Genomic DNA, 14,442 nt, shown 5'->3' on the forward strand with positions numbered 1-14,442 from the left:
TTCCCACGTTCGGACGTGAGTTTTGATCACCTAGATTGTAGTGTGGGCGCAACCGGACGGAGAAAGCTGTGGAACCAATCGACTATCTGAGGACCATCACGAAACGGTGGCTGCCCATCGCTATTGTGGGCGTCCTGGGCGGCGCGGTGGCGTGGGGTTATGCGGCCACCCTCCCGGCGCAGTACCAGGCAACCAACAGCGTCTTCGTGACGAGCGACCGGGGTGAGACCACCGGCGAGCTGTTGCAATCATCAACCTTCACTCAAAACCTTGTGCAGTCCTACGCGCAACTCGCCACAACACCGACCGTTCTTGGGCCGGTGATCAGCAAGCTCGGATTGAATATTTCCACGCAAGCACTGGCCTCCCGCGTCACCGCGGAGATTCCCCTCAACACCGTTTTCATTGACATCACCGTTACCAGCCGGTCGTCGACGCAGGCCGTGGCCATCGCTGATGCTGTCTCCGATTCCCTCGCCACCGCGGTCGGGAACCTGGCGCCGAAAGGGCCCGACAATTTGCCATCGATCACGGTCGAGACGGTTTCTCCTGCGCAACTGCCGGGCAGCCCGTTTGCACCGAATACGCAGCTGATCGTCATCACCGGCTTGCTGCTCGGGCTCGTTCTGGGTGTGCTCTACGCCCTTTCCCGCGAGATATTCGATACCCGGGTGAGCACGGAGAAGGACCTCGATCGGGTCTCCTCTGATCCCTTGCTCGGAATGGTCGGTCGCAAGAAGCGCACCGACCCAGCGGGCCTGGTCATGCGGGTGATGCCACACAGCGCCCTGGCTGAGGCGTACCGGCGAGTGCGGGCCAATCTGGAATTCATCGACGTGGACAGCCCGCCACGCAGCGCCGTGGTTACGTCCGCAGTGACGCGCGATGGTAAATCCACGACCGCGATCAACCTTGCACTCGCCATGGCGGAACGGTCGTCGCGAGTACTCCTGATTGATGCCGACCTACGTCGCCCGTCGATCGCCGAGCTGTGTGACCTCGAAGGCGACGTGGGACTGACGACCATTTTGCTCGGCGATGTCGGACCCGACGACGCCATAGTGCGCTGGTCGAATGGCATCGACGTGTTGCCCTCCGGCGCTGTGCCGCCCAACCCCGGACAACTGCTCGGTTCCGCCGCGATGAAAACCCTGATGCAGGGCCTACTGCTTGAGTACGACTTCATCGTCGTCGATTCCCCGCCACTGCTGCCGGCCACCGACGCCCTCGGCCTGTCGCATCTCACCGATGGCGCCATCGTCGTCGCTCGTTACAAGGCGACCACCCGCCAACAACTGGCTACCACCTTGGAGTCGCTCGAAGCCGTCAACGCGCGCATTCTCGGCATCGTGCTGAACCAAGTGCGGGAACGTCGCGCTGAGGTGTACTACGGGCCGCTCACCCCAACGACTCGTACTGCCGCGCCGACTCCGGGAACGACCAACCGGGTCACGGCCACCCGAGAACCTCGCACCACCTTTGATGAGACGGGCCGTCGTAGCTCCCGCACGTCGGAATCTACTCGGTCGTCATAGTGCGGGTCCTCCAGTCATTTCCGGAGGGTCGCACTACGACGAATCCCTATCTGCTGCAACTGAGCCGGTCGCTCAGCCCGCACGTCGAGGTGCTCGGCTTCACTTGGCGCCGAGCGCTCACCAGCCGTTACGACGTGTTCCACGTACACTGGCCGGAAATTCTCTTGCAGGGTCGAACACCGGTGCGGGCGCTTGCCAGACGGATGTTGTTCCGGCTGTTCCTGATGCGGCTGCGCCTGCATCGCACCGCGGTGGTGAGAACGCTCCACAACGTGCGCAGCCATGAGCTCTCACCGCGGCATGACCAACGCTTACTTAAGCGGTTCGACCAGCGCACCACCCTGTGGATCAGGCTCAACCCATTCACACCGGTGCCCGCTGACGCGCTAGAACACACCATCCCACACGGCGATTACCGAGACTGGTTCTACGACGTCACGTCGGGCGTGGCCGCGCCTGGTCGGCTGCTTTACTTCGGACTCATTCGCCCCTATAAGGGTGTGGACACCCTGGTCCACGCCTTTCGGCAGCTGGACACCGGGGCCCTGGCCGATCCGCTGCCAACGCTGCGTATCGTCGGCGCTCCCCAATCCAGCGACCTGGCAGAGCGGCTGCAGCTCACGGCGGCCGGTGACCCGCGCATCGAGTTAGTCCTGCGCCACGCGAGTGATGCCGAGCTGGCCGACGCCATCCACTCAGCCGAACTGGTCGTGTTGCCATACGCCGAGATGCATAACTCCGGCGCAGCGCTGCTTGCCCTCTCTCTCGATCGGGCAGTGTTGGTTCCAGAGAACGCGGTAACCACCGCGCTCGCCAACGAGGTCGGTACTGATTGGGTGCTCACCTACACTGGGCCGCTGTGCGCTGCGGTTCTGGCCGATGCCCTTGTGCGGGCGCGGCGGCCGCGGAGCGCCCCCTCGCCCGATCTCTCGCACCGCCGGTGGTCGGTCGGAGCGGCCGCTCACGTCGAGGCCTATGGCAGGGCCGTGCAGTCAGTCCGCTCGCGCTAGACCGAGCGGATCGTCTGGCACACGATCGGCGGCATAGCGCTCAGGCGCCAACGAATAGCCAGGCGTCGGCGGCGAGCCGGCCATCGACGCCCGGCAGATCCTCGACTGCGGGGCGAGGTGCCTGCAGGGCGCGCGCCACGGCATCCGCGAGCAGCTGTGGGGTGCAGCCCGGCGCGACCACCTCGTGGCCGTGCTCGTTGAGCCAGGACGCGAGCCCGGTTTCGGTCGTGGTTACAATCGAACAGCCGTGGGCGAGGCCCTCGACGATCGGCAGGCCGACCTGTTCCCGCCAAGTGGCGGTCGGTTGGCTGGGCAGGGCCAGCACGCTGGCGCGGCGCAACTGTCGATGGATCTCGCTGCGTGGCGGGTCGATGACAAGCTCGATCGTTGGGTCGTTGGCGACGGCTTGGCGCGCCTGATTCTCCATTGCACCCTTGCCGATCAGGGTGAGGCGGGCCTCGGGCAGCACTTTGGTCACCAGGGGCCAGGCCGCGAGAAGGCTTGGCAACCCTTTGCGCTGGGCGAACGCTCCAAGGAAAACCACCCGGTTCATCTCAGGGTCGCCGTCAGCGTTGCAGGCGCATGCGGCCGGCAACGCCGGAATAACGACCGAGACGGCATCCCGAGGGGGTTCCGGCAGGGCTGTGCGGTACGTGACGCGGGCCGCATCCGTTCCGAAAACGATACGGTCGGTCTGACGCCAGACAAAGCGGGCGGCGATACCGTTGAGACCGCGACGCAGTCGCGCCCGGATGTCGAGTGGGCGTTCGAACGGGTCGGCGTTTTCCAGGGCGTAACACACGATGTTCGCTCGGCTACCATCGATCAGCGCCCGCAGGCGGAGGGCGCTGATCGCAAGCGTGCTGGCCCAGACACTCGAAAGCATGAGCGGTTCGCCGATTTCCAGCGTCGTGACCGTGGAGCGAGCCAGCAACCACGCCGCGCGCACGGGGTGCGCCTGCACGAGCACGAGGCCCGTGGCCAGTTCCTCGTGAAAGTCGTACCTCTTAATACGGAACAGAATGGCGGCCGGTGGCAACTCATGTGCCCGCTCGAGGTGGGCGCTGCGCAGCGTGCGGTACAGCCGTGCCCGGTCGGTCAGAATTCGAACGCTAGCCACGCTTGTACTCGTGGTAGACCGAGCCCACCGAACCGGCCAGCATCCCGGCACCGCGGGCGGCTGTGCGCAGGCCTCGGGCGCGCAACGGGACCTGCCCGACGAGGGATCCGGCGAGGTATCGCACGATCCCGCCGCAAACCCGCGCGGCGCCGCGCGCTTGCAGGTTCATACGGACCAGCACCCGTTTGGCATGTTCAGTGTCGTCGAGGTTGATGCGACTCCAGGTGTTTCCCATGCGAAACGCGCGTTGCAGCACCCACTCCCGGGTGAGGCGATCCGCCGGCACGATATCGATGACGATGGCTTCATCGCACCAGATCATCTGCCCGCCGCGCTGGTGCAGCTGCCGGGTAAACAACGAGTCCGACCCGCCCGACAGCCCGAACCGTTCGTCGAAGCTGAGCTCCAACCGACGCACCTGAGCTAGATCCAGAAGCAGATTATTCGTTGCCGCGAGCGATACCGGCGTGCCCGTAGTGAACCGGCGGCGCTCGAAGAAGCCACCGGCCCGAATCCACTGGTCCGGTTCGATGTCGTACTGCGACAGTACCGGGCCGACGACGGCGGCGGGCCGATAGGTCGAATAGGTATCGAGCAGTTGCACGAGCCAGTGGCTGCTGGGTCGTTCGTCATCGTCGATGAAGATGAGCAGGTCGGCACCCTGACCTTCGTGCAGCGCTCGATTGCGCGCCGAGGCGATACCCGGGGTGGGTTCGTGCACGTATCGGATGGGAGTCGTTCCGGTCGATGCAGGCTCCCCTTCCACCCACCGGGTATCGGTCACGAGGGTGCGAGCTCCGGCGTCAGGATCATTGTCTATGACGATGATCTCCACCGGCGCTAGCACCATGCCGGCCTGGTCGAGCAGTTCCGGCAGGAGCTCCTCGAGATCGGCCGGGCGTCGATAGGTCAGCACCGCAATCACTACGCGCGGGTCACGTGCGGATCGATTGACGGCTGACATACCCAACCCTTTCTGTAGCGGTGCGAACGGTGCTGGTTGTTCCGTGCGAAAACGAGGAGCTCGGGAGCGGGGCGCGGTTCAATTGGCTCGCTTCACGATCAGATCATCGAAGGTCGCGGTGACGGGCGTCACTGTGGCGGTCGAACCCAGATAGAAGGCCAGGCCAACGGCACCGGACGTCTGCATCGCAGCGGTCGAATCCGTAGCCGTGGTCTGCCAGGCCGACGGTTCCGGCGTGCCGAGTAGCCAAACTTTGGCACGAATTGTCGTCGGAGCCGAGCCGATGACCTGAACACGCAGTTGCACCGCGGTTCCGGTTGTGTAGGTGAGGCCGGAGATGTTCTGGGCCTTCAGGGTGGTAGCACCGCGCATGAGCTGCAGTTGCACAACTCCGGTCGACAGATTCTTCATGCGCACCCGATAGTCGTCCGTGCCGACCCGGCGACCGATCAGCGAGGTGTACGCGCCGGAACCGGTCGCATCCTGCTGGAGGGTCGTTGTGACGAGCATGTCGGTGTCGAGCAGGGACACGCCGGACAGGTAGGCATTGACGGTGGCTCCGGCGGCGGCCTTGAGTCGACCGACTCCACCACTGACCGAGTAGTTCGATGCCGTACCGGTCGTCGTCCAGGCTCCCCCGGTGTCGGCGGTGCCCAGGCCGGTTGCCAGGGTGCGGGAGAACGCATCGGTGGCCAGCGGTGTGTTCGGGTCGGCTGCCGGAACGACAACCGTCTGCTTGGTTTGCGCGGTGGCGGAGGAATTGTCGGTCACGGTAAGGGTCACGTCGTAGGCGCCCTCGACGGCGTAGCTGTGTGAGGAGGTCACACCGCTGCCGGTGCTCCCGTCGCCGAAGTCCCAGCTGTAGCCGGTGATGGTGCCGTCGCTGTCGGCGGAGGTGGAGGCATCCATCGCCACGGTGAGTGGAGTGGCCTGATAGCTGAATGCTGCTGTCGGCAGCGCGTTGGCCGGCGGGTCGGTGGCAATAACCGTACGGGTGGTAACCGTGCTTGCTCCGGAGTTGTCGGTGACGGTGAGGGTGACCGGGTAGCTGCCGGACGCCGCATAGGAATGCGTTGCAGTGGCTCCCGTTGCGGTGTTGTCGTCGCCGAAGTTCCAGGCATAGCTCGTGATGGTGCCGTCGGAGTCGGTCGACCCGGTGGCGTCAACGCTCAGATCGCGATAGGTGATCGCGCTGCTGAATGATGCCGTCGGTTCCACGTTGGCGGTTGGTCCCGATCGGCCGATCAAATTGTGTCGGGCAATCGCGCTGGCGCTGAGGGCTGTGTTGTAAACGGCTACCTCGTCGATGTCCGCGGCAATGTAATCACTCGCCGGCCGGCTGGTCCACCCGCTGAGGTTGTCCCCTCCGATGCGCCAGTAGCCCTGGATCGGTGCCGCCGATGTCGTGTCGGTGCGCTTTGCCACCAGAGTACCGTCTACGTACAGCGACATGCCTGCGGCCCCGACCGACGCCACGATGTGGTGCCACTGGCCATCGTTGTACGACGCGGTCGTGTTCACCGTGCGCAGGATTCCGGGCTTCACTCCGAACCAGAGGCGGCCGGCGTTGTCCATGTAAACGTGACGGTCATAGGCCGTGGATGCACCACTCGCAGCGCTTCCGAGCCCGATGATTTTTCCACCACGGGTCGTGGTGGTTTTGACCCAGGCTTCGACGGTGAAGGCTCCCCGCGGGGTTTCAAAGGCTGATGACGCAGCGGTTCCGGCGGACGTGCCGCTGAATCGCGAGGCGGCTCCCGAATCGGCGGTGAGCGCGCCCGCGACGTCTCGAGTGACGCCGGTCCCCGTGGTTTCGTTGGACGCGGCGGCCCAGTCGAAGGCAGCCGTGCCAGTGGCTTCACCGAGCGGCCAGTACGAAACCGGTGTGTCGCTCTGCACGGTCTTGGCGTAGGCGCTGTACTCGCCGGTTCCAGAGACGGTGACGCTCGTGGGGTTGCCGGTTTTCACATTGCCGAGGGGGTCCTGCACCCGCACGCGGTAGGCGTAGGTCTGGCCAGGCGTGAGTCCGGTGTCGGTGAAGCCCATGGCCGGCCTGGACCAGTCGGTCGAGAGGCCCTTCACCGTGCCGACGGAGACGCCGTCACGCAGCACCTCGTAGCTGAGCTGTTCATTGTCCCGGTCGAAGGCCGATTTCCAGCCGATTCGGGCGGTGCCATTCGACAGCGAGTCGACGGTCGGCACGAAAGCGGATGCGGCGAACGCCGCGTTCGCTACCCGCGGTCCTTCCTTATTGGGCGCAATCGCCTTGTTCGCGAAGCGCACCAGGCCCTGCTGGCCCTTATTGTTGACGTTGGTGAACTCACCACCGTAGAGCAAATACTCATTATTGGCGGTGATGGTCCACGGACCCTGGCCCTGACCGGTGAAGGTGCCCGAGTTGATCTCGGGGTAGAACGTCAGGATGCTCGGACTCGGCTTGCCGGTGAAGCTGAAATAGCTACCGACGGCATTGGGCGTGAGCGTGCCGGTCGCAGCCATGGAGAAGGCGAGAGTGCGGTGGTAGGAGCGCGGTGCGGTCTCGACCGGGCCGCCCATGTTGCCGCAGTAGTGCGCGTGGCTGGTGGTGTATACGACGTTGCCGAGTGGCACCGCCGAGTACGTATCACCGTGGCAGTCTTCCATCCAGATGAGGGATCCGTCGCTCCAGCTAACCCGGAAGGTGCCCTCGAAGTTTGCCCCGCTTCCGAAATCGTAGCCGGTGCCGAAGGCGCCGTCGGCCGAGGAGGTCAGGCTGGTAATGGCCCCGTTGACGCCGCCATTGCGAATGAGAGCGTTGACGGCCCAAGGAAGGGAGGCGCCGGTGACGGCGTCCGTCGCAGCCATTCCATAGCCGGGGGCATTGCTGCCGTTGTAGGAGGTAAACGACCCCCCGATGAGAACTTTGCTGCCGTCCGGGGAGACTGTCATGGTGTTGACCGACCCGCCGACCGGTTCTCCGCTCCAGTTCCGCAGCGCGCCATTTGAGGCGGCAAAGGCTGCGATTTGATTACGAGCGACGCCGCCGGCCGTAGTGAACACGCCGCCCACGTACACGGTGTCACCGTAGGTAGCGAGGCTCTTCACCGAGGCGTTCACCGCCGGCGTCCAGGACGACACGAGGGCGCCGCTGGCAGTGTCGAACGCGGCCAGACGGTATCTGGCTACCCCGCCGACTGTCGTGAAGTGCCCTCCGGCGTACACTCGGGTACCGTCGGCCGATGCCACGAGAGACCGAACGGCTCCGTTCAGGTCTGGATTGAAGCTCGCCACCAGCACGCCGGTAGTCAGGTTGTAGGCCAGCAGATTGTTGCGTACCACCTCGTTGACACCGGCTGCCGAGCCGGCCGGCCGAGCCCTTGTAAATTCGCCTCCCGCGTAGACCGTGTTACCCACAATCACCTGCGACCAGACGACACCGTTGATCTGGGTCGTGGGCAGGGAATCGGCAGCAACGGTGAGCGGTGTGGCCGCGTCCACCGGGCTGGTGTCCGCCTGCGCCGTCAGGGGTACCGTTAGGACGCCCGCGAGCACCGTGACGATGGTTACCAGACTGACCCAGCCGGTTTTCAGCGACCGAGCGGCACGCGGTCGGCTCGCGCCACTGGACGCGGCCATGGTCGCGTTGGCTTGCGGGCGAGACACAGGGAGAAGTCGCACGATGATTCCTTACTCGGGACGAGGTGCCGGGCCGTCGGGTAGCCACCGCATTCTTCGGAGTATAGTGAGAATCTTTCATGGATGGCTGCCCCCTTTCCGGGGCACAGTCACAGAGCCGCTCAGCGCGGGGCGCCGCCCTCGAACAGCACAATCGGCACGCCTGTGGAGTAATCCACGGCGATGCGAACCTGGTCACGTTGGTCACTCGGTATCGCGAAAACGAAGACCCCCTGCTGGGTCGCCCCCGCAGCGACCGATTCCGGCAACGGCGCCCCACCCGACGCCGTCAATTCAGTCGCCGGACTCTGCTCAGCGCCGAAAAACAGGTTGACTACCGTTGAAGTCAATGACACGGCATCGGCCGTGTCATTGCGCACGGTCACGGCGAAACGCAGGGACGGCCCACCCACCTCGCCCGGACCGCGCGCGACCCCGTCGACGGCTTCGAGTGTGCCGATGCTGAACACCACACCCGGAACGGCCGCGGCGGAGTCGGTCAGCGGAACCGGCGCCTGCTCGGCCGGCGGTGCAGGAACGATCGCGGCAGCCTCGGTCGGCTCGGGCGGTGTCGGCGTCGCGGCAGTCGGAACCGCTGTGGGTGATGGGTCGGGCGATGGCACCGCTGTTGGCGTAGCGGTCGTCCGCGAGCTCGGCGCAGGGCCGTTGTTGTGTGCGGCCGTGTTCGGGCCGCCACTGTTCGATGCGGCGACACCGGCGACCACGAGTACGACGATGAGGACTGCCAGCGCAGCGAAGGCAACGATCCACCAGAAACGCCGCCGAGGAATCGAACTCCCCCCCGTGGTGGGGCCTGTGTTGCTACCGGCGGGGTGGCGCACTGCCATGGTGAAACTCCAGGTTGCTGGTCACACGATCGGGTTGAATTCTTGGTGCAGCTATTAATACCGTGCAGCTATTAATACGGTGCAGCCATTAATACACGGGACGCGCCCGCATTCCTAGGGGGCGGGTGGACCCCATACGGGGGCACCCACTCAGGCTGTACAGTGTGGAACTCCGGAACCCACCCGGCAACACCCCGAACACTCGACCGAGGCGACAGACATGAAATTTGCCATTTTGCACGGCAGCAATGATGCTTACGGTGCCAGCAAGGTGCTCTGCCAGGAAGTCGAGTGCCTGGTCAGCCTCGGGCACGAGGTGCTCATCGTTGTTCCGCAGACCGGTCCCTTGTCCACGGACCTGGCCCGGTTCGGCGCATCAGTTTCGGTCGTAATTGATCCGTCACTGGTAGTGCTTCGTCGAAGCAAATTGACCGACCTGCTTCACCCGCTCACTTTGCGACACGACGTGGCACTCGCCGACGTCGTGGTTCTGTGGACCCTGGCCCTGAGCGCCTACATTCCACTGCTGCGCCTGCGTCGCAGACGCTTCTACGTCTCGGTGCACGAACTGCTCCTGGGGCGAGTCGGCGGCCTGCTCGTGCGCACGCTGCTGGCGCCCGGCACCTTTCCGGTGTGCGCGTGCAGTAGGGCCACTGCCGAGTGGCTGCACTCCCAAGGCGTCGGTTGGGGCCGCCTGACTGTCACGTCTCCGGTGTTCAGCGCCGTCGAGGCGGTACCGGTGCGTGCCGTACACGACCCGCTGACGCTCGCCGTCGTCGGACGCGTCAACGGGCACAAGGGGCATCTCGAGATGGCCAAGGCATTTCAATCGACGGCGTTGTCCGGCCGGGACTGGCGGCTCCTGCTCTTCGGTGCGCCGTATCCCGGACAGGATGATGCTCTTCAGGACGTGCTGGCGCTGGTCAATCGTGACCCGCGCATCGAGTACCGCGGAGAAGCGATCTCGGTTGCGGCCATCGCAGATGAGATCGATGCCGTGGCCTGTTTTCCGTCAACACCCGAGCCGTTCGGGTTGGTCCCGATCGAAGCCTGGCGGGTCGGCCTGCGATCGGTGGGCTTCGCAGACGGCGGCGCAGGAGAAGTCCTTCCGGTAGTCGGCGGCATTGGGGTGCCGCGCACAGATTCCCCGGAGCGGGACATCACCGTCGCACTCCTTGACTTGGCCACGACATTGAAAGCACACCCTGCTTTGCCAGAACCGGCCGTGGTCAATACGCTTTTTTCGCAGGAGCGTCGCCGCGACCTCATTGCCCGGGTCATCGCCAGAAGCTAAAAACAGCACGGCACGGACTTCTACAGGGCAAAACTGAAGGGACCACCCGATTAGCGGGCGGCCCCTTCAGGGGTGATGGACGACGAACCGCCGCTCTAGGTGGCTGGCACCTCGGGCAGGGGCGCGGGCACGTCATCCGGCACCGGTTTGGTTCCTGGTTCCGGCTGCATCCCCGGTTCCGGCACGACATCCGGCAGTGGAGCTACGTCGGGCACCGGAGCGACATCCCGCAGTGGAGCTACGTCGGGCACCGGAGCGACATCCGGCGTCAGCGTTGCGTCGGGGGCATTCGCCGGCGCATCCGGTGTGATGGTCTGGTCGGGAGCCGTCTTGATGGCCGCACCGGTCGCCTGAATGCTTGCCGACGATCCGGTCACAGTATTACCGAACGGATCGATCGCCCGCACTTGATAGGTGTAGGTCGTGCCACCCGATCGTCCAGTGTCGGTCCAGCTCAGGGTGGGTCGATGCCAGTCCGCTGACAGTCCGGTTTGCGTGCGCACCACGACACCGTTTCGGAGCACCTGATAGGTGAGCTGTGCATTGTCTCGGTCGTAGTTGGATTTCCAGGTCACCTTCACCGAGTTCGCGCTGGGGGTGCTGAGCGTGGGCTGAAAGTTGGAACCCGTGGCCTTTGGACCCTCCTTGTTTGGTGCGATCGACGACACCGCGAAGCGCACGAGGCCCTGCTGGCGCTTGTTGTTCACGATGGTGAATTCGCCACCGTAGAGAACGTACTGGGAGTTTGCCGCGAGGTTCCACGGACCCTGGCTTTGCCCGGTAAAGGTACCGGTGTTGATGTCGGGAAAGAACGCCAGCAGGGTGGGGCACGGCCGACCCTCGAAGTTGAAGTAACTACCGCCCGTTTGATTGCGCGCAATCGTGCAGCCGGCCGCCTTGGTAAATGTCAGGGTGCGGTGATAGCTGCGCGGATTCGTCTCGGGGGGGCCACCGATATTGCCGCAGAAATGGGCGTGGGCGGTGGTGTAAACAACGTCACCGACGGGTACAGCCGAGTAGGTGTCGCCGTGGCAGTCTTCAATCCACACGGTGTTCCCGTTGCTCCAACTGGCCCGAAAAGTTCCCTCGAACATAGCGCCGGCACCGAAATCGTAGCCGGTACCGTAGACGCCGTCAGCGTCAGAGGTAAGGGAGAGGATGGCCCCGTTGGGGCCGGCATTCTTGATCAGCTTGCCGATGTTCCAGGTCACGCCGGCACCCGTGCTCGAGTCGGTGGCAGCCATTCCGTAGCCGGGAGTGGTTGCCCCGTTGTACGAGGTGAACGACCCGCCAATGACGACCCGGTCGCCGTTGGGTGAGACTGTCAGCGCGTTGACCGCACCATTGGGAATGGTGCCTTTCCACGCCCCCACGGCACCGGTCAGCCCATCAAACGATGCGGCCCTCTGGCGGCTTTGGCCGCTGATCGACGTGAAGCTACCGCCGGCGTACACCGTGCTACCGAAGGCACCGAGGGCGCGGACGGTGCCGTTCGCCGTCGGCTTCCAGTCGGACAGGAGCGCCCCGGTGGCTGTGCTGAATGCCGCGAGCCGCGTGCGGGAGACGCCGCCGGCGGTGCTGAATCCACCACCAACGTAGATGCGGGATCCGTCAGGAGAAGCGGTAATCGCCCGCACGACACCATTCACGCTGGGATTAAAGGATGTCATCACGCCGGTCGACAAGTTGTAGGCCATGAGATTGTTGCGGGATACCTCGCTCGTTCCAGCTGAGGCTCCCGAGGGACGCGCCTTGGTGAATTCACCGCCAACATAGACCGTGTTTCCTACGATCACCTGCGACCACACGACGCCGTTGATTTGCGCTGTGGGCAGGGCATCCGCTGCGACGGTTTTAGGAGTGGAGGCGCTGGGCGGCGATGTGTCGGCCTGGGCCGCCCCCGCCCCGGTAAATATCGCACTGGCGAGTACTGAGAGGGCGACAACGGCTGTCACGGGGGAACGGAAATGCCACGACATAAAGGACCCTCATCTTCTCGTTTTCGGAGGCTCAAGCCGACCCCCGTAATTCCCGAATTATACTCAGGTTGCCGTTTCCTCCTACCCCCGAAATATAAGTTGCAGCCCGAGCATGAACGAGCCACACAACGCCCTAGTCAGACCAGCCAATAGACGTTAGGATTCCTCATTACCTCCCCTGACCCCTCTATCCGAATTCTGCCGCGCTCGCGGGGTAGCCTGAGAGAAATCTGAGCACTTTATGCCCGCAGGACAATCTTTTTCCCCGGATTCAAACACCAATTCAACGAGGCCCCTCCGCATCGGCTATGCCGCAGGTGCTTTCGACCTTTTTCACGTGGGCCACCTCAACATTCTTAAACACGCCAAAAGCCAGTGCGACTACCTGATCGCTGGCGTCGTGTCCGATGAAATGCTGGAGCTGACCAAGGGCGTCACCCCGGTTGTTCCACTGTTTGAGCGCCTCGAGATTGTGCGGCATATTTCATTCGTCGATGAGGCCGTCGCCGAAGTCGTACACGACAAAATGGAGACGTGGCGCCAGCTGCGTTTTGACGTCTTTTTTAAGGGCGACGACTGGCGAGGAACCCCCCGTGGCATGCACCTGGAGCGCGAGTTCGCTGCTGTCGGCGTTGATGTGGTCTATTTTCCCTACACAGTGAACACGTCGAGCACGATGCTGCGTCGGGCCCTGGACGCGCTGACGCGACCGGATGCCGCTTCCCGCTGGCAGACCCGAGCGATTGAAAGCACGTCCTAGAGCCGACTGGCTCCCCGGAACGGCGGGAGGGCGGGTTCCTCCTGCAGTAGACGAGGAACCCGCCCTCTTTTGTGATTCCTGGTCACGCCGGTTACCCGGGGTGAATCACGACCAGGGTGTCATCGGGCGTGTAATAGTTGTGCGCCATCTGCACCTTCGTGGACGGATGCGCAATCACCGCGCAATCGTCGACCCGAGTATTGCGACCAAAAGTGTTGTCAGTGATGACCACGCCATGGATAGGGCCGTGGGTTTTCTCGGCGAGGTTGATCGAGCATCCGCCGCCATCGGCCAAATTGTTAGTGATCGTGAGGTTGGACACGTCGCCGCGGTCCTGAGTGACCTGCACTGAAGCATTCCATGCACCGGTCAACCGGTTGCCGTCGATGCGAATATTTGATCCTTCTTGAATTTGTATGGAATCGTCGTGGCTCGGCGTGCCACCCTGATTTGGGTCTTTGTCGTAGTGCAGGTTGTCGTGCACCCATGAGTCCGTGATCGCAACGTTTCCGCCCGTGAGGTGGATGCCGTCGATAACACCATGAATGTTGAGGCGGGTTGCCTCAAAGTTGTAGCCGTAGATTCCCTGAACGTCGGGTGACGGCGTGGAAGGAAACAGCTCCGTGTCGATGATGCGCAGATTTTCGTAGCCGCCGAGATTACCGATAAGGGCCATCGGACCATTCAGGTCACGCCCGCGCACGATCGAATTTTTGATTGTGACGTTGGGGGCTTGGATCTTGACCATGCCACGAACGTCCAGTCCGTCAATAACGGTACCGGCCTGGGTGATAGTGAGGTCGCCGTTGTGCACCGTCAACGCGGTGCCGGCTGGCACGCCGGTGTTACTGCCGTTCGGCGTGCCTTCCGTGGAGGGCGGTGTCGGCGTCGGAATGGGAACAGGTAACGGCAACGGCACCGGCACCGGGGCAGGTGCAGGTACCGGTGCCGGAGCAGGCCGCGGTGCCGGGGCCACAATCGGTTCGGGAGTGGTCGGAAACAATTGCGCCAGCAGCCAACGCAGCTGCGCCGGGGTCAGGCCCGTCCCGTACATGGTGTCGGCCGCGGGGGGCGCTGCAGGCTCGGTCACCCCTGGAGTGATTGTGTAGCTGGGTTCTATCTCTTCCGCAGCCTGGGCGGGGGCGATTCCCACAAGGGCGCCGGTCAATCCGAGTATCACAGCGGCGACCGCCGTCGTTCGTGCGCGACGAAACGAGGAACGAGTTCGCTGCGGGGCGGGTAAGCCGAGGATCACATTCGGGTTGGGTTTCATAAAGG

10 protein-coding genes are annotated in these 14,442 nt (G+C 63.9%); 4 read left to right on the forward strand and 6 right to left on the reverse strand.

Going from position 1 to position 14,442, the window contains the following annotated elements; genetic code table 11:
• Window positions 1-68: 68 nt before the first annotated feature.
• Together E3T39_RS15845 and E3T39_RS15850 are read left to right on the forward strand one after the other, a co-directional pair.
• Complete coding sequence (locus E3T39_RS15845) at window positions 69-1,535, forward strand: tyrosine-protein kinase domain-containing protein (RefSeq protein WP_134516893.1); 1,467 nt, start codon at window positions 69-71, stop codon at window positions 1,533-1,535.
• On the forward strand, window positions 1,535-2,545 hold the full coding sequence (locus E3T39_RS15850; protein WP_241979765.1) for a glycosyltransferase: 1,011 nt from the start codon (window positions 1,535-1,537) through the stop codon (window positions 2,543-2,545). Before E3T39_RS15845 ends, E3T39_RS15850 begins: the two co-directional genes overlap by 1 nt.
• A gap of 40 nt (window positions 2,546-2,585) precedes the next feature.
• Here E3T39_RS15850 and E3T39_RS15855 read toward each other — a convergent pair whose 3' ends face one another.
• The 4 genes from E3T39_RS15855 to E3T39_RS15870 all read right to left on the reverse strand — a co-directional run bounded on the left by E3T39_RS15855 (window position 2,586) and on the right by E3T39_RS15870 (window position 9,131).
• Window positions 2,586-3,665, reverse strand: coding sequence for a glycosyltransferase family 4 protein (locus tag E3T39_RS15855; protein WP_134516897.1), 1,080 nt, complete (start codon window positions 3,663-3,665; stop codon window positions 2,586-2,588).
• Entirely contained in the window at window positions 3,658-4,629 is a 972-nt protein-coding gene (locus E3T39_RS15860) for a glycosyltransferase family 2 protein (protein ID WP_134516899.1), read from the reverse strand. Before E3T39_RS15860 ends, E3T39_RS15855 begins: the two co-directional genes overlap by 8 nt.
• 78 nt (window positions 4,630-4,707) lie before the next feature.
• Complete coding sequence (locus E3T39_RS15865; protein WP_134516901.1) at window positions 4,708-8,286, reverse strand: PKD domain-containing protein; 3,579 nt, start codon at window positions 8,284-8,286, stop codon at window positions 4,708-4,710.
• A 119-nt stretch (window positions 8,287-8,405) separates the two neighbouring features.
• The gene (locus E3T39_RS15870) at window positions 8,406-9,131 is read right to left on the reverse strand and encodes a hypothetical protein (protein ID WP_134516903.1); all 726 of its coding nucleotides are present in this window, start codon (window positions 9,129-9,131) and stop codon (window positions 8,406-8,408) included.
• 220 nt (window positions 9,132-9,351) lie between these two features.
• On the opposite strand from E3T39_RS15870, the gene E3T39_RS15875 reads away from it, so the two are divergent.
• Window positions 9,352-10,425: a glycosyltransferase family 4 protein gene (locus E3T39_RS15875; RefSeq protein WP_134516905.1), complete on the forward strand. Its 1,074-nt coding sequence runs from the start codon at window positions 9,352-9,354 to the stop codon at window positions 10,423-10,425.
• A gap of 95 nt (window positions 10,426-10,520) precedes the next feature.
• On the opposite strand, the gene E3T39_RS15880 is transcribed toward E3T39_RS15875, so the two are convergent.
• The gene (locus E3T39_RS15880; RefSeq protein ID WP_134516907.1) at window positions 10,521-12,404 is read right to left on the reverse strand and encodes a hypothetical protein; all 1,884 of its coding nucleotides are present in this window, start codon (window positions 12,402-12,404) and stop codon (window positions 10,521-10,523) included.
• Between the two features lie 241 nt (window positions 12,405-12,645).
• On the opposite strand from E3T39_RS15880, the gene E3T39_RS15885 reads away from it, so the two are divergent.
• On the forward strand, window positions 12,646-13,164 hold the full coding sequence (locus E3T39_RS15885; protein ID WP_134516909.1) for an FAD synthase family protein: 519 nt from the start codon (window positions 12,646-12,648) through the stop codon (window positions 13,162-13,164).
• Between the two features lie 91 nt (window positions 13,165-13,255).
• Here E3T39_RS15885 and E3T39_RS15890 read toward each other — a convergent pair whose 3' ends face one another.
• Window positions 13,256-14,437, reverse strand: coding sequence for a right-handed parallel beta-helix repeat-containing protein (locus E3T39_RS15890; RefSeq protein ID WP_134516910.1), 1,182 nt, complete (start codon window positions 14,435-14,437; stop codon window positions 13,256-13,258).
• Window positions 14,438-14,442 lie beyond the last annotated feature (5 nt).

The sequence above is a fragment of the Cryobacterium suzukii genome (genome assembly GCF_004403185.1).
Classification (GTDB): domain Bacteria; phylum Actinomycetota; class Actinomycetes; order Actinomycetales; family Microbacteriaceae; genus Cryobacterium; species Cryobacterium suzukii.